Source organism: Elioraea tepida (assembly GCF_019203965.1).
In the GTDB taxonomy this organism is placed as follows: domain Bacteria; phylum Pseudomonadota; class Alphaproteobacteria; order Acetobacterales; family Acetobacteraceae; genus Elioraea_A; species Elioraea_A tepida.
In genome coordinates, this window is record NZ_CP076448.1 from 2,463,950 (window position 1) to 2,478,280 (window position 14,331).

Here is a 14,331-nt window from a genome sequence, read left to right on the forward strand (position 1 = left end):
GCGGATGATCGGGTTCGTAGTGCGGCGGCTGGTCGCCGCAGTGCCGACCTTGATCGCCGTGCTGACGCTGGTGTTCGTGATCGTCCGCATCGTGCCGGGCGATCCGGCGCTCGTGATCCTCGGCGATCAGGCGACGCCGGAGGCGATCGCGGCCCTGCGCGCGCGTCTCGGCCTCGATCGTCCGCTGCACGAGCAATACCTCGACTTCCTGCTCGCGTCGCTGACCGGCGACTTCGGCACCTCGCTCGTCACCGGCCGGCCGATCCTCAGCGAGGTCGCGGGTGTGCTGCCGCACACGCTCGATCTCACCGCCGCGGCGATGCTGATCGGCGTGGTGATCGGCGTGCCGGTCGGGATCTGGGCGGCGTTGCACCGCAACCGCGCGATCGACGTCGCGGCGCGCATCCTCTCGCTGCTCGGCCTATCCTTTCCGGTGTTCGTCTCGGGGATCTTCCTGCTGCTTCTGTTCGCGCTCCACTGGAGGCTGTTCCCGGTGATCGGCAATGCCAATCTGTCCGATCCCGCCGACAGGCTGCATAAGCTCGTGCTGCCCGCGATCACGCTTGGACTCGTGATGGCAGCCTACATCACACGGGTGACGCGGAGCGCGATGCTGCAGGTGCTGTCGGAGGACTTCATCCGCACCGCGCGCGCCAAGGGCGTGCCTTGGCGTGCCGTGGTGTGGAAGCATGGCTTGCGCAACGCCCTCATTCCGGTGGTCACCGTGGTGGGGCTCTATGTCGGAATCCTGATCGGCAATTCGGTGCTGACCGAGATCGTCTTCAACCGTCCCGGCCTCGGCAAGATTATCGTCGGTGCCCTGAACCAGCGCGACTACTCCATGCTTCAGGGCCTGATGGTGATCTACTGCTTCCTGATCGTGGTCGTGAACCTGATCACCGACCTCACCTACGGGCTGATCGATCCGCGGGTGAAGCACGCATGACGACGAGGGCTGCTGCACCCGCCTTCATGCCTGTTGCGCCGCTGCGTCGCGCGGTCGCGCGGTTCCTCGCGAACCCGACCACAGGTATCGGCATCATCCTCTGCGTGCTGATCGCACTCTCGGCGATCCTCGCCCCGTGGCTTTCGCCGCACGATCCGATCGAGCAGGATGTGATCGCCCAGTTGAGCCCGCCGAGTGCCAGGCATCCGCTCGGAACGGACTATTTCGGTCGCGACGTGCTCTCGCGCATCCTCTGGGGCGGGCGGATCAGCTTGATCGTCTCGCTAACCGCAATCGCCGCGGCGATCGTGATCGGCGGCGCGATCGGCATGATCTCGGGATATGTCGGCGGCCGCTTCGACACCTTCGTCATGCAGGTGATGGACGTGCTCTTGTCCTTCCCGAGCCTCATCCTCGGCCTGGTCGTGGTGGCGCTGCTCGGGCCGGATCTCGTCAATCTGGTGGTCGCGATCGGGCTGACCGCGATTGCGCCCTTCGCGCGGATCGCCCGCGCGCCAGTTCTGGCGCTGAAGCAGCGCGCCTTCGTCGAGGCCGGCCGTGCGCTCGGCTACAGCCACGCGCGCATCCTGTTCGTGCACATCCTGCCAAACATCCTCTCGGAGGTGCTGGTGATGGGCAGCCTCTGGATGGCGACCGCGGTGCGCACCGAGGCGTCGCTCTCGTTCATCGGCCTCGGGGTGAAGCCGCCGACGCCGACCTGGGGCGGGATGATGCGCGACGGGTTCGAGAACATCCTCGACGCGCCGTGGCTCGCGATCTTCCCAGGAATCGCGATCCTGCTCCTGGTGCTCGGGCTGAACATGGTGGGGGATGGGCTTCGCGACGCCACCGATCCGAAGCTCCGCGCCGAATGACGCCGCTGCTCGAGGTCGACGGGCTCGTGAAGCATTTCACGGTGACCAAGGGCTTTCCCCGCCCTGTCACGACGACGGTGCGCGCGGTCGATGGCGTGTCGTTCAGCGTCCGCCGTGGCGAGGCCTACGGCCTCGTCGGCGAATCGGGCTGCGGCAAGTCCACGGTCGCGCGCGCGGTTCTGCGCCTGATCGAGCCGGATGCCGGGACGGTGCGGTTCGACGGCGCGGATGTTCGCGCCGCGCGCGGCGAGGCGCTCGCACGACTGAGGCAGCGCATGCAGATCATCTTCCAGGACCCCTACTCGTCGCTCAATCCGCGCCAGACGATCGGCCAGGCGCTGACCGAGCCGATGCGCGTGCACAGGCTCGCCTCGGGGCGCGCCGCGCGCGACCGTGCTGCCGCTCTGCTCGATGAGGTCGGCATGCCGCCCTCCGCGCTCGATCGCTACCCGCACGAGTTCTCGGGCGGCCAGCGCCAGCGCATCGGGATTGCGCGCGCGCTCACCGTCGAGCCCGAGCTCCTGATCGCCGACGAGCCGGTCTCGGCGCTCGACGTCTCGGTTCAGGCGCAGGTGCTGTTGCTGCTGCGCGACCTGCAGAAGCGGCGCAATCTCGCGTTCGTCTTCGTCAGCCACGATCTCGGCGTCGTGCGGTGGTTCTGCGACCGTGTTGCGGTGATGTATCTCGGCCGCATCGTCGAGGAAGGGGAGGTCAGTGCGGTCTTCACCGAGCCGCTTCACCCTTATGCGCGGATGCTGCGCGATGCCTCGCCTGTGCCCGACCCGGTCGGGCGTGGCGCCTTGCCTCGGATCGTCGGCGAGATCCCTTCGGCGGCCAACCCGCCTTCGGGGTGCCATTTCCACCCGCGCTGTCCGCATGTGCAGGATGCCTGCCGCGCCGCGTATCCGTCGTGGCGGCGTCGCGGCGAGCGCGGGGCCGCCTGCGTGCTGGTGTGATGGCAGAGGGCGGAGGCCGGGCCGCTCAACCGGCTGAGGCGAAGCCTCGGCTGAGGGGGGCGCCACGTCGTCCGGTCGTCGCGTGTCACCGCGACGAACGTCCTGTGCCCGAGGCAGACACGGGTGGAGGATCGTGACGGGCTGCTACCCTGGTTGACAGTCCGTCGTGCCGCACCGCCTGCGCCGCGGGCTGACCCGACCAGCCGTACGTCTCGCCACTTGGCACCGGGTATGGCGGTCCGAACCCTAGCGGATGAAGACCTGGACCTCGGTCGCGGCGATGTCGCGGCGGGTGGAAGCAGACAGGCTCAGCCGCTCCGATGGCAGGCCCATCTCGACGAGCGTCCGCGCCACGCCTTCCGCTTGGCGCCGCGCCTCCGACGCTGCCCTCGCCTGATCGGCCGGCTCGCCACGCGCCGGCGCGATGCCGACGAGTTCGAAGCTGATGCCGGGGTTGCGATCGAGCGCCGCCGCGACGGCCTCGTAGAGCGGCTGGCGATAGGCGACATCGGGCCGGTCGAACCGGATCGTCACGAGCGGCCGTCGCGTCGCCGCAACCGGCGCAGGCGGCGGCCGAAGCGCGGGGGAGGTGGCGATCCGCTGCGACAGCGGCGCGCCGAACATCCGCCCCGAGTTGATGGCGAGCGCGAGCGAGCCGAGCGACCGCCGTTCGGAGGCGAGCGCCGAGGACTGCCGGCTGATGTCGTCGGTGATGTCGCCGAGCAGGCGATCGATCACCACGAGCGTTCGGTTGGTGTCGTCCTCGAGCAGCCCGAGGTTGCGATGGTCCTGATCGACGCCGCCCGAGAGACGATAGGCGTTGCGGATCGAGCTCTGCAGGAAATTGGCCTGCGACGCATTCGCCGCGACGCGCGGCGACAGCGCCGAGAGCCGCGCGAGGTTCTGGTCAAGCTGGCCGAGCAAGGCCTGCGCCTCGTTCCACTGCGCGATCAGTTCCGGGTTCCCCGGGGTGGTGCCGACCTGGAGCCGGGCGGTCACGGTGCCGACGATCGCCTGGTAGCGCGCCGTCTGATCCACCATCGCCGCGCGGAGGAGCCGGGCCTCCTCGGCATTATCGATCACCGACGCCTTGAGGCCCGAGAGCTCGCCCGCGAGAAGCTGCACGCGGGCATCGACCACGGTTCCGGTGGGCACAAGCCGCGGCGCGCCCGGGGTGAGAGATGACGCATCCGCAGGCAGCGGCGCGGGCTGAAGCTGCGGCGACACGGCCGGCTGGCAGCCGGCGATCGCGAGCGCGGCAAGGGCCGGGAGAAGACGGGAGCGAGCGGAGCGTCGCGCAGGCATCGTCAGGGTCAGGTCCCCCTCGGCGGCGATGGGTCTGTCATGGCGATCAGGCGGCGGGCGTGCAACCAACGCGGTTCTCTAGCACCCTGCGCGCGCAAGGGTCGAGGGGGGAGGGGAGCGGATTGAAGCCGTTCCGGGGGCGGGGCCGACGAGGGCGCGACCGCTCGGGAGGAGGACGCACACGCGGGCGATCCGAGGTGGCGGACGCCCCCGCTCGGCGCTTCGGCTCGGGCGTTGTTCCGCCCGGCCCGCGGCCACACGGCGGCGGGTGCGCGCGCACGGGATTTTCTCCGCGGCCCTGCCGTGCTCGACTGGAGGATGAAACTGAGGAGGGGTGGATGACACGTCGCATCACCGTTGGCGCCGCGCAGCTCGGCGCGATCCAAAAGTCGGACAGCCGCAAGGTCGCGGTCGAGCGCATGCTGGCGCTGATGGCCGAAGGCCACCGTCGGGGGGTGGAGCTGATAGTCTTCCCCGAGCTCGCGCTCACCACCTTCTTCCCGCGACATTACGCCGAGCGGATCGAGGAGATGGACCACTGGTTCGAAACGGCGATGCCGTCGAACGAGACCGCGCCGCTGTTCGAGGCGGCGCGCCGCTACCGGATGGGCTTCCACCTCGGCTATGCCGAGCTCACGACGGAGGCGGACGAGACGGGAACGGTTCGGCCGCGCCGGTTCAACACCGCCATCCTCGTCAATCCCGACGGGCGGATCATCCTCAAATACCGGAAGGTGCACCTGCCGGGACATGCCGAGTTCGACCCGAACCGCCGCGTGCAGCACCTCGAGAAGCGCTATTTCGAGGTCGGCAATCTCGGCTTTCCCGTGGTCCGCTCGCCCATGGGGCGGGTGGAGGGCGGCATCAACATGGGTCTCCTGATCTGCAACGACCGGCGTTGGCCGGAGGCCTGGCGCGTGCTCGGGCTGCAATCGGTCGAGCTCGTGATGCTCGGCTACAACACCCCCTCCATCAACCAGGACGCCAAGGGCTGGGAGGCGCACCACCTCCGTGTGTTCCACTCGCACCTTTCCGTCCAGGCCGGCTGCTACCAGAACGCCACCTGGGGCGTGGCGGTGGCGAAAGCCGGGGTCGAGGACGGGGCGGAACTCTTCGGCCACTCGATCATCGTCAACCCGCAAGGGGAGATCGTGGCGATGGCCGACAGCTGGGAGGACCAGCTCGTCACCTATGACTGCGACCTCGAGATGTGCCGCCTCGGGCGGACGACCATCTTCAACTTCGCCGCCCATCGCCGTCCCGAGCACTATCAGCGGATCGTGTCGCAGGTCGGGGCGGTCGAGCCGCCGATGGTCTAGCCGCGCTCAGGCGACCGGCGACGCGCATCGCGCATCCGGGCCGGCCGGGCCTGTGCGGTGGGGGGCGGCCGGATGGCCGAGATCGAAGGGCCTCTCGGCAGGGCTTGCGCCAGCCGAGCGGGGCGCGGGCGGATCACCGACCGGCGAAGGCGCGGTCGAGCTCCTCGCGCTCTGGGCAGCCCGTAGGGCAGAGGCGCGCGAGCGCCGCGCGCTTCTCCTCCGCTTCGGCGCGCCGCCCCTCCTCGAGCAGCATTACCCCGTAATAGGCGAGCGCCCAGCGGTTCTCCGGGTCGAGCCGGAGCGCGAAGCGGTAATGCGCCGCCGCCTCGTCGCGTCGCCCGGCGTTGCGCAGCGCGAAGGCGAGATAGACGTGCAGGTCGGGCACCAACGGGTCGCGCTTCACCGCTTCGATCAGGAACGGGATGGAGAGCTCGAACCGTTGTTGCCGCACCAGCGCCTCGCCGGTGACCCGATCCTGGTCGATCCCGGGGCCTTCGGCCGGGGGCGGGGCGACCGCGGCGGCCGGCGCGGCCGCGAGCGCGAGGAGGAGGAGGGAGGGCGCCCTCATTCAGCCGCTCGCTCGATCGCTGCGCCTCGCCCAGGCAGGACACGGGCAAGCGCCGCCGCGGCCGCTGCCTGGGCGGGCTCGACCACGGGAAGGCCGACCGCCTGCTCGACCGCCTCCGCATGGTGCGCCATGCCCGCACAGCCGAGCACGATCGCCCCCGCCCCAGCGGCGGCGATCTCTCGCCCCGCCGCCACCATGCGGTCGCGCACCGCTACCGGGTCGAGCAGCGCCTCGAGGCTGACATCGAGCGGGATCTCGAGGACGAGCTGGCGCTCGGCCCCCATCTGGCGCAGGGCGAGCGCGTGCCGTGACACGGAGGGGCGCGCGAGCGCGATCACGCCGAACGAGCCGGCGAGCGCAAGCGCCTGGGCGACTGCCGAAGAAAACATGCCGAAGACAGGCCGCGTCGTTGCCTCCCGTGCCGCCGGAAGGGCGGGGTCTGAGGCGCAGGCGATCACGAAGGCGTCGGTCCTCGCCTCCTCGCGGGCGATGCAGGCGAGGATGGGGCCGGATGCGGCGAACCAGTCTGACCAGGAGCGGATCGCCGGCGGCCCCTCGGCGAGCGAAACGACCTCGAGCGCAGGCAGGCCGGGGGCGCGGAACGGCGCGAGCGCAGCGGCGATGCCGTTACCGCAGGCCGCGTTGCGATTCGGGTTGATGAAGAGGATTCGCCCGCCCATGCCGCCACTCTGCGCGAGGCCCCGGCCCTCCGCCAAGCGGAGCGCGAGGCCCTTGCACCATCGTCACCGAAGCATCACCATGGTGCATCGCAACACGACGGAAGCGCCAGAGTGATGACCCACCGGCAGCCGGGGATGCCCGAGGCCCCCGCCGCCCTGTTGCCTCGGCCGCCGCTCTGGACGGCCCTGGCTCGTGGCGCCCTCTGCCGCTGCCCCTCCTGCGGGGCCGGGCCGCTGTTCGCCGGCTTTCTCGCTCTCCGCCCACGCTGTGCGGCCTGCGGCATTCCGCTCGGCAGGATCAGGGCGGATGATGCGCCGCCCTATTTCACGATCTTCCTCGTCGGCCACATCGTGGTGCCGCTGATGCTTCTGGTCGAGCGCGCGAGCGCGCCGCCCTTGTGGCTGATGGCCGCGATCTTCCTGCCGCTGACGCTCGTCCTGTGCCTTCTCTGTCTCCGCCCGGTGAAGGGGGCGACGGTCGGGGTGATGCTCGCCTTCGGCATGACAGGGAGCGAGCAGGGGCCGGATCTGCCCGAACGCCCCGGCTGAGCCCATGCCGCAGAGCACCCGCATCGGCCAGGTGGTTCTGGAGGGCGAGGCGCTGACGCGGCTGAACGACGAACTCGAGGCCGACCGTGCGGCGGCGGTGGCCGACATCCTGCACGAGAACCGTTTCGTTCCCGCAGGGGCCCCGGACGGCCCCTACACGCTGCATCTCGGCCTGGTCGAGGGGCGGCTCGCCTTCGACATACGCCGCGCCGACGGCACGCCGATCACCGCCGTGGTGCTCGCGATGGGCCCGTTTCGCCGGCTGATCAAGGACTATCTGATGATGGTGCACGCCCATGCCGAGGCCGTGTCTGAAGGCCGTGAGGCGCGCATCCAGGCGATCGACATGGGCAGGCGAGGGGTGCACAACGAGGCGGCGGAACTGCTGCGCAAGCGGCTCGAAGGCAAGATCGAGGTGGATTTCGACACCGCGCGCCGGCTGTTCACGCTGATCTGCGTCCTGCACCAGAGGATCACCCACTGATGCGGCTCGGCGGCGAGACGACACGGAGCATACGCCCGCGCAGCGACGGAAGCGGCTTCGCCGTGCTCGATCAGACGCGCCTGCCCTGGGAGGTCGTGTGGACCGAGATCAAAACGGCCGCCGCGGCGGCGGAGGCGATCAGGACCATGCAGGTGCGCGGCGCGCCGCTGATCGGCGCCGTGGCCGCCTTTGGCTTCGCGCTTGCCATCGCCGCCGACCCCTCCGATCAAGGGCTCGACGCCGCTGCGACGATGCTCGCCGTGACACGGCCGACCGCCGTCAACCTCGCCTGGGCGCTTGCCCGCGTTCGCCGCGCCGTCTCGCCCCTGCCGCACGAGCGCCGCGCCGCGCGCGCCTGGGCGGAGGCGGTCGCGATCGCGGAGGAGGACGCGGCGATGTGCGAGGCGATCGGCCGCCACGGCCTGCCGCTGATCGCCGAGATCGCAAAGCGCAAGGGCGGGCGCGTGAACCTGCTCACCCACTGCAACGCGGGCTGGCTTGCGACGGTGGATTGGGGCACCGCGACGGCGCCGATCTACGCCGCGCACGATGCCGGGATCGACCTCCATGTCTGGGTGGACGAGACCCGCCCGCGCAATCAGGGCGCGGCGTTGACCGCCTTCGAGCTCGGCGCCCACGGCGTGCCGCACACCGTGGTGGCCGACAACGCGGGCGGGCACCTGATGCGGCGCGGGCTTGTCGATCTCGTCCTTGTCGGCACCGACCGGGTGGCGCGAAACGGCGATGTCGCCAACAAGATCGGCACCTATCTCAAGGCGCTCGCCGCCGCCGACAACGGCGTTCCGTTCTGGGTGGCCCTGCCCTCCTCGACGATCGACTGGTCCCTTCCTTCGGGTGACGACGTGCCGATCGAGGAACGATCCGCCGGCGAGGTGACGCACGTCACGGGCCTCGGGGAGGACGGCGCACTGCAGCGCATCCGCGTGGTCGCGCCCGGAAGCGGCGCGGCCAACCCGGCCTTCGACGTCACGCCGGCTCGGCTCGTCACGGGGCTGATCACCGAGCGCGGCCGCTGTGCCGCCTCCGAAGCCGGGCTGAGGAGCCTCTACCCGGAGGCCGCCTGAGGCCTTCCCCGCGCCGAGAGGTAGTTGACGGTGAGGATCGGCACGACGATCGCGGCGCCAAGGAGTGTGGGGGTGAGCCCGGGCGAGATCATCAGGAGGCTCGCGGCGAGCAGAGGGGCGCGTGCGAGCCACCCCATCGGCGCGAAGGCGTAGCCGGTGAGCGCGACGCCAAGCGCACAGACGCCGAGCGCGCAGGAGAGGGTGACGAGCAGAAAGTCGCCCACCGTGAAGCCGGGTGCGACGATCAGCATCGCCGGCGAGTAGGCGAACACGAACGGCACGAGCGCCTTCGCCGAGCCGAGCCGGAATGCGGTGAGCCCGGTTCGGAACGGGTTCGCGCCGGCGATTCCGGCAGCGGCATAGGCAGCGACGCACACGGGCGGCGTCAGATCGGCGAGCAGGCCATAGTAGAAGATGAAGAGATGCGCCGCGATCGGGGGCACGCCGAGCTGCTCCACCGCTGGCGCGGCGATCGCGGCGAGCACGATGTAGAGCGCCGTGGTCGGGATCCCCGCCCCCATCGCGATGCAGGTGAGGGCGACGAAGAGAAGCGTGAGAAACAGCGTGATCCCGTTGAGGCTTGCGAGCTCGACGGGCAGGAGGGCGAAGAACGGGTGGATCGTTGCGGCTAGGGTCCCCGCGGCCTGTGTGACCATGAAGGAGAGGCGGAAGGCCGCACCGGTGAGCGTGATCACGCCGACGACGATGCCCACGGCCGCGGCCGCGACGCCGACCGCGAGCGCGTATTTCGCTCCCGTCTCGAATGCGTCCCACAGCTCCCGAAGCGTCATCCGGTTCATCGGGTTGATCAGCCCGATGACGATGCAGGCGGTGATGCCGTTGAAGGCGGCGAGATAGGGCGTGTAGCCGCGGATGATGGTGCCGACGAGGATGATGAGCGGGAGCACCGTCGGCCAGCCGCGCCGGAGGGTCGGCCACAGTCTCGGCAGATCGCTCTCCTCCATGCCGCGTATGCCGCTGCGCTTGGCTTCGAGGTGCACCTGCACGAGCACGCCGAGATAGTGCATCGCCGCCGGAACGATCGCGGCGAGGATGATCGTCGTGTAGGGCACGCCGAGGAACTCGGTCATGATGAACGCCGCCGCGCCCATGATCGGCGGCGTGATCTGCCCGCCCGCCGAGGCCGCCGCCTCGACCGCTCCGGCGAAGCTTCCCCGGTAGCCGATCTTCATCATCGCCGGGATGGTCAGGCTTCCCGTCGTCACCGTATTGGCGATCGAGGAGCCCGAGATGCTGCCGAACAGGGCCGAGGACAGGACCGACACCTTCGCCGGCCCCCCGGGATATCGTCCGGCCGCAACGGTCGCGAGATCGATGAAGAACTGGCCCAGGCCCATCTTGGTCGCGATCACGCCGAACAGCACGAAGTGGAACACGAAGGTCGCGACCACCTTCAGCGGGATGCCGAAGATCCCCTCCTGCGTCATGTAGAGCTGGCTGATGAAGTTGCCGAAGCTCGCGCCGGGGTGGGCGAGCACGCCGGGCACCAGGTAGCCGAACAGACCGTAGAGGATGAACACAAGCACGATGATCGGCAGGACGATGCCCATCGACCGGCGCGTCGCCTCGAGGATGAGCAGGATGAGGATGGTGCCCGTCACGAGATCGGTCGTGTTCGGCACGCCGATCCGGAAGGTGAGCTGGTCGAAGTCGAGCGGGAGATAGGCGACCACCGCGACCGAGGCGGCGGCGAACAGCCAGTCAGTGAGCGGGATGCCGCCGAGGCGGGGGATGAGGCCTTGGCGATCGCTGCGCCCGGCGCCGAATAGGAGGAAGATCAGCGCGAGCACGGTGCCGAGATAGATGGCGTTGTGCCAGTGCTCCGGCGGCACGCCAAACCCGGCCGTCCAGTACTGGTAGAGCGAGAGCGAGACGAGGACGACCGAGACGGCGCGGCCGGCCCAGCCGTGCAGCGTGCGGAAGTTCAGTTCCTGGTCGTACTGACGCTCGAGCGCCTCGGCCTTCGTGTGGTCGAGCGTCGTGCTCACGGACTCTGTCTCAACGACAGGACGGCGGCGGATGACGGCGAACCGCCACCCGCCTGCCCGCCGCGCTGGCGCTGGCTCAGCGCAGCATACCCGCCTCGCGGTAGAACCGCTCGGCGCCTGGGTGGAACGGCACCTCGCCGCGGCCGAGCAGGGCGGTCTCGGCGACGATGTCGCGCGCCCGCACGTGGCCGCGCTGCAGGAGGCTCTTCGTCGTCTCGCTCCAGAGGCTCTTCGTGATCTCGTAGACGAGGGTCTCAGGCACCTGCGCGCCAACGAGCCACACCGCGCCGACCGAGAGGGTTGGGACGTCCTCCGTCACTCCCTCGTAGGTTCCCTTTGCGATCACGCCTCGGCTGTAGAACGGAGCGCGCTGGCTGACCGCCTGGATGACCGTGTCGGAGAACGGCAGGAGCCGGCAGCCCGCCCGCGAGCAGAACTCGGTGAAGGCGGCCGCAGGCGCGGCGACGACCTGAAGAACCGCATCGACGCCACGGTCCTGCATACGCTCGACGCCCTGGGCGGCGGAGAGGAACTCCGGGGTGTAGGCGCCGCGCAGGCCCGCCGCCTCGAGCACGAGCTCCGACCCGATCCGCGCACCAGACGCCTGCAGGCCCACGACGACACGCCTGCCGCGCAGGTCCTCAAGCCGCTGGATCGGGCTGTCGCGGCGGACCACGGCATGCAGTTGCTCGCCGAAGAGGTGCGCGATGAAGCGAAGACGGTCGAGCTTCGGGCGGCCCTCGAACAGACCCGTTCCCGTATACGCCCAGTGCGCGACGTCGGATTGCGAGAAGCCGCTTTCCGCCGCGCCGGACTGGATCAGGTTTACGTTCTGAACCGAGCCCTGCGTCGCCTGCGCGACCGCGACAAGCCCAGGCACGCCGGCGGTGCCGCCGGCCTCGCGGCAGGGCGCTCCCGGCGGGCAGGAGATCGCGTTCGCGATCATGCCGCCGACGGGATAGTAAGTGCCGCCCGCTGCCCCGGTGCCGATCCGGAAAAACTGCGGCGCCTGGGCAGAGGCCGGAGCGGCAAGGCCAAACCCTGCCGCCGCTGCGGCACCAAGCACAAGACGGCGCGGCATGCCACGCGTGAAGCTCGTCATCGGTTTTGCTTCCCCTCTTCGGCGACGATGCAGCACGCTATCGCCCCCGCGCGTCGCGATCAACGTGGCGAGGCGATTGCCGGCCGGCGCGAGCTGAGCGATGCTGAGCGCATCGGAGGTCAACCAGGGGGTCGATCCGAATGGCAACCATGCGCCTTACGCTCGCTTTCGCTGCCGCTGCGGTGCTCGCTACCGCGACGCCCGGTGCCGCTGAGGCGCCGCTCCGCTGCGCCGTCGATGGCACCTTCGCCCCCCACGCGATGCCGAAGCTCGGCGGCGGGGTCGAGGGCTTCAACGTCGATCTGTTCACCGAGGTGGCCCGTCGCATGGGCCGGCAGATCATCATCGAGAGCGCGAGCTTCGCGGGCCTGATCCCGGCGATGAACGCCGGCCGCTACGACTTCCTCTGCGCGCCGACCACGGCCACGCCTGAGCGGGCGCAGAACATGCTCTTCACCGAAGGCTACCTCTATACCGCCTATCAGTTCGGCATTCGCCGCGGCTCGGCGCCGCTCAAGAGCCTCGAGGACCTGCGCGGCAAGACGATCAGCGTCAACAAGGGCAGCATCTACGACACCTGGGCGCAGGCGAACGCCGCCCGCTACGGCTTCACGGTGCAGGCCTATGACACCAATACCGATGCCGTCCAGGCCGTGGTTTCGGGGCGCGCCTACGCCAACCTCGCCGGTACGACGGTGATCAAGTTCGCCGCTACACGCTCGCCGCAATTCGTCCCCGATCTGCTCCTCAAGGAGACGCGGGCGCACTGGGCGGCTCCCTTCCCGCTGCAGTCGGTTGCTCTGCGCAACGAGGTCGATCGCGTGCTCGAGTGCATGAAGAAGGATGGGACGATCGCGCGCCTGTCGGAGAAGTGGTTCGGCGTGAAGCCCGAGGCGGACGATGCCGAGAACATCGTCTTCCCCGGTTCCGGCGTTCCCGGCCTGCCGGGTTACGACCCCACGCCTCACACCGCCCCCTGCTGAGAGGGATGGCGGCCGAAGGAGGCAAGGCGGCGCCGATCCTCGAGGCGCGCGGGATCCACAAGCATTTCGGCGCCCTTCATGTGCTGAAGGGCGTGGATCTCGTGGTGGCGGAGCGCGAGCTCGTCTTCGTGATCGGCCCCTCGGGAAGCGGCAAATCGACGCTGTTGCGCTGCTGCAACCGGCTCGAGACGCCGTCTGCCGGGACGGTCGTCGTCGACGGCATCGACCTCTTGGATCGCCGCACCGACATCAACGCGGCGCGGCGTCGCATCGGCATGGTGTTCCAGCAGTTCAACCTCTACCCGCACATGACGGCGAAGGGGAACGTCATGCTCGCGCTCCGCAAGGTCGCGGGCAAGACGCGGGCGGAGGCGGAGGAGATCGCGCTCGAGGCGCTCGCCCGGGTCGGGCTTGCCGACAAGGCCGACGCCTATCCGCTCGAGCTGTCGGGCGGGCAGCAGCAACGGGTCGCGATCGCGCGCGCGATCGCTCTCGAGCCGCGGGTGATGCTGTTCGATGAGCCGACCTCGGCGCTCGACCCCGAGCTCGTGGGCAGCGTGCTTTCGGTGATGCGCTCGCTCCGCGAGGGGGGGATGACGATGGTCGTGGTGAGCCACGAGATGGGCTTCGCCCGTGCCGCGGCCGACCGGGTCGTGTTCATGGATCATGGCGTCGTTGTCGAGGAGGGGACGCCCGAGCAGATCTTTGGCGCGCCGCGCGAGGAGCGCACCCGCGCCTTCCTCCGCCAGCTCGACCATCACTGAGCGCACCCGGGCCACCCTGCGAACGATGAGCGCCTGGGAACGTTTCGTCTTCACCTTTTTCAACCGCGAGGTGATGGCGGCGTATCTGCCGAAGATCGTCGAGGGGTTCATCCTCACGGTCGAGCTCGCCCTGCTGATCGTCATCTCGGGGCTTGTGCTCGGCTTCCTGCTCGCGGTCGTGCGGAGCTTCGGCATCCGCCCGTTGAACTGGTTGATCGTGTTCTTCGTCGATCTGTTCCGGGCGCTGCCGCCGCTTGTGATCATCGTTCTGATCTATTTCGGCCTGCCGAGCTTCGGGCCGGCGCCGTCCGGCTTCGTTTCGACCTGGCTCAGCCTCACGTTGGTGCTCGCCGCCTTCGCCGAGGAGATCCTCTGGGGGGGAATCCTGGCGGTGCCGAAAGGACAGTGGGAGGCGGCGCGGTCGACCGGCTTGGGCTTCTCAGCAACGCTCACCCATGTCGTCCTGCCGCAGGCGCTCCGGCTCTCGATCCCGCCGCTGACGAACCGGACGATCGCGATCACGAAGGGGACGGCGCTCGGCTCCGTGGTGGCGGTCGCGGAGGTCCTCTCCGTCGCCTCCGGAGCGGTGGCCTTCTCCTCCAACCCTTCCCCGCTCACCCTCGGCGCGATCGCCTATCTCGTCCTGTTCCTTCCCGTGGTGGTGTTCGGGCGCTGGGTCGAGACCCGGTTCGCCTGGAAGCGCTAA

The 14,331-nt window shown here is 69.6% G+C and carries 15 protein-coding genes; 10 read left to right on the top strand and 5 right to left on the bottom strand.

Features of this window, described 5'->3' with window-relative positions; genetic code table 11:
• Positions 1-4: 4 nt before the first annotated feature.
• The 3 genes from KO353_RS11715 to KO353_RS11725 are packed head-to-tail and all read left to right on the top strand — an operon-like array spanning position 5 to position 2,777.
• Positions 5-946, top strand: coding sequence for an ABC transporter permease (locus tag KO353_RS11715; RefSeq protein WP_218284882.1), 942 nt, complete (start codon positions 5-7; stop codon positions 944-946).
• On the top strand, positions 943-1,821 hold the full coding sequence (locus KO353_RS11720) for an ABC transporter permease (RefSeq protein WP_235691834.1): 879 nt from the start codon (positions 943-945) through the stop codon (positions 1,819-1,821). The genes KO353_RS11715 and KO353_RS11720 overlap by 4 nt, the downstream gene beginning before the upstream one ends.
• Positions 1,818-2,777 (top strand): ABC transporter ATP-binding protein, encoded by a 960-nt coding sequence (locus KO353_RS11725; RefSeq protein WP_218284883.1) that lies wholly within the window; start codon positions 1,818-1,820, stop codon positions 2,775-2,777. Before KO353_RS11720 ends, KO353_RS11725 begins: the two co-directional genes overlap by 4 nt.
• Before the next feature lie 246 nt (positions 2,778-3,023).
• Here KO353_RS11725 and KO353_RS11730 read toward each other — a convergent pair whose 3' ends face one another.
• Positions 3,024-4,082 (bottom strand): hypothetical protein, encoded by a 1,059-nt coding sequence (locus KO353_RS11730; protein WP_218284884.1) that lies wholly within the window; start codon positions 4,080-4,082, stop codon positions 3,024-3,026.
• 338 nt (positions 4,083-4,420) lie between these two features.
• Here KO353_RS11730 and KO353_RS11735 point away from each other — a divergent pair, with 338 nt between their 5' ends.
• Positions 4,421-5,401 carry an N-carbamoyl-D-amino-acid hydrolase gene (locus tag KO353_RS11735; protein WP_218284885.1) on the top strand — a complete coding sequence of 327 codons (981 nt, stop codon included), beginning with the start codon at positions 4,421-4,423 and terminating at the stop codon, positions 5,399-5,401.
• Between the two features lie 133 nt (positions 5,402-5,534).
• Here KO353_RS11735 and KO353_RS11740 read toward each other — a convergent pair whose 3' ends face one another.
• On the bottom strand, positions 5,535-5,969 hold the full coding sequence (locus tag KO353_RS11740) for a tetratricopeptide repeat protein (RefSeq protein ID WP_218284886.1): 435 nt from the start codon (positions 5,967-5,969) through the stop codon (positions 5,535-5,537).
• Positions 5,966-6,649, bottom strand: a complete 684-nt coding sequence (locus tag KO353_RS11745; RefSeq protein ID WP_218284887.1) for an aspartate/glutamate racemase family protein — start codon at positions 6,647-6,649, stop codon at positions 5,966-5,968. Before KO353_RS11745 ends, KO353_RS11740 begins: the two co-directional genes overlap by 4 nt.
• Positions 6,650-6,784: 135 nt before the next feature.
• Here KO353_RS11745 and KO353_RS11750 point away from each other — a divergent pair, with 135 nt between their 5' ends.
• Genes KO353_RS11750 through mtnA form a run of 3 tightly spaced genes read left to right on the top strand, consistent with a single transcriptional unit; the run spans position 6,785 to position 8,767 of the window.
• A complete protein-coding gene (locus KO353_RS11750) occupies positions 6,785-7,198 on the top strand; it encodes a DUF983 domain-containing protein (protein WP_235691836.1) in 414 nt (137 codons plus the stop codon).
• A gap of 4 nt (positions 7,199-7,202) precedes the next feature.
• Entirely contained in the window at positions 7,203-7,682 is a 480-nt protein-coding gene (locus KO353_RS11755; RefSeq protein ID WP_218284889.1) for a UPF0262 family protein, read from the top strand.
• Complete coding sequence (gene mtnA, locus KO353_RS11760) at positions 7,682-8,767, top strand: S-methyl-5-thioribose-1-phosphate isomerase (RefSeq protein WP_218284890.1); 1,086 nt, start codon at positions 7,682-7,684, stop codon at positions 8,765-8,767. The genes KO353_RS11755 and mtnA overlap by 1 nt, the downstream gene beginning before the upstream one ends.
• Here the strand turns inward: mtnA and KO353_RS11765 are convergent.
• Complete coding sequence (locus tag KO353_RS11765) at positions 8,749-10,776, bottom strand: TRAP transporter permease (protein ID WP_235691838.1); 2,028 nt, start codon at positions 10,774-10,776, stop codon at positions 8,749-8,751. The two genes, mtnA and KO353_RS11765, sit on opposite strands and share 19 nt — an antisense overlap.
• Before the next feature lie 76 nt (positions 10,777-10,852).
• Entirely contained in the window at positions 10,853-11,878 is a 1,026-nt protein-coding gene (locus KO353_RS11770) for a TAXI family TRAP transporter solute-binding subunit (protein WP_218284891.1), read from the bottom strand.
• A gap of 149 nt (positions 11,879-12,027) precedes the next feature.
• Between KO353_RS11770 and KO353_RS11775 the strand changes: the two genes are divergently transcribed.
• Genes KO353_RS11775 through KO353_RS11785 form a run of 3 tightly spaced genes read left to right on the top strand, consistent with a single transcriptional unit; the run spans position 12,028 to position 14,331 of the window.
• Positions 12,028-12,861 carry a transporter substrate-binding domain-containing protein gene (locus KO353_RS11775; protein ID WP_218284892.1) on the top strand — a complete coding sequence of 278 codons (834 nt, stop codon included), beginning with the start codon at positions 12,028-12,030 and terminating at the stop codon, positions 12,859-12,861.
• 5 nt (positions 12,862-12,866) lie between these two features.
• Positions 12,867-13,625: an amino acid ABC transporter ATP-binding protein gene (locus KO353_RS11780; RefSeq protein WP_218284893.1), complete on the top strand. Its 759-nt coding sequence runs from the start codon at positions 12,867-12,869 to the stop codon at positions 13,623-13,625.
• Positions 13,626-13,650: 25 nt separating this feature from the next.
• Positions 13,651-14,331: an amino acid ABC transporter permease gene (locus KO353_RS11785; RefSeq protein WP_218284894.1), complete on the top strand. Its 681-nt coding sequence runs from the start codon at positions 13,651-13,653 to the stop codon at positions 14,329-14,331.

Excerpts from the sequence above, each read along its gene's own strand:
- KO353_RS11715 (WP_218284882.1), top strand. The coding sequence starts at position 5 with ATGATCGGGTTCGTAGTGCGGCGGCTGGTCGCCGCAGTGCCGACCTTG.
- KO353_RS11720 (WP_235691834.1), top strand. The coding sequence starts at position 943 with ATGACGACGAGGGCTGCTGCACCCGCCTTCATGCCTGTTGCGCCGCTG.
- KO353_RS11725 (WP_218284883.1), top strand. The coding sequence starts at position 1,818 with ATGACGCCGCTGCTCGAGGTCGACGGGCTCGTGAAGCATTTCACGGTG.
- KO353_RS11730 (WP_218284884.1), bottom strand. The coding sequence starts at position 4,082 with ATGCCTGCGCGACGCTCCGCTCGCTCCCGTCTTCTCCCGGCCCTTGCC.
- KO353_RS11735 (WP_218284885.1), top strand. The coding sequence starts at position 4,421 with ATGACACGTCGCATCACCGTTGGCGCCGCGCAGCTCGGCGCGATCCAA.
- KO353_RS11740 (WP_218284886.1), bottom strand. The coding sequence starts at position 5,969 with ATGAGGGCGCCCTCCCTCCTCCTCCTCGCGCTCGCGGCCGCGCCGGCC.
- KO353_RS11745 (WP_218284887.1), bottom strand. The coding sequence starts at position 6,649 with ATGGGCGGGCGAATCCTCTTCATCAACCCGAATCGCAACGCGGCCTGC.
- KO353_RS11750 (WP_235691836.1), top strand. The coding sequence starts at position 6,785 with ATGCCCGAGGCCCCCGCCGCCCTGTTGCCTCGGCCGCCGCTCTGGACG.
- KO353_RS11755 (WP_218284889.1), top strand. The coding sequence starts at position 7,203 with ATGCCGCAGAGCACCCGCATCGGCCAGGTGGTTCTGGAGGGCGAGGCG.
- mtnA (WP_218284890.1), top strand. The coding sequence starts at position 7,682 with ATGCGGCTCGGCGGCGAGACGACACGGAGCATACGCCCGCGCAGCGAC.
- KO353_RS11770 (WP_218284891.1), bottom strand. The coding sequence starts at position 11,878 with ATGACGAGCTTCACGCGTGGCATGCCGCGCCGTCTTGTGCTTGGTGCC.
- KO353_RS11775 (WP_218284892.1), top strand. The coding sequence starts at position 12,028 with ATGCGCCTTACGCTCGCTTTCGCTGCCGCTGCGGTGCTCGCTACCGCG.
- KO353_RS11780 (WP_218284893.1), top strand. The coding sequence starts at position 12,867 with ATGGCGGCCGAAGGAGGCAAGGCGGCGCCGATCCTCGAGGCGCGCGGG.
- KO353_RS11785 (WP_218284894.1), top strand. The coding sequence starts at position 13,651 with ATGAGCGCCTGGGAACGTTTCGTCTTCACCTTTTTCAACCGCGAGGTG.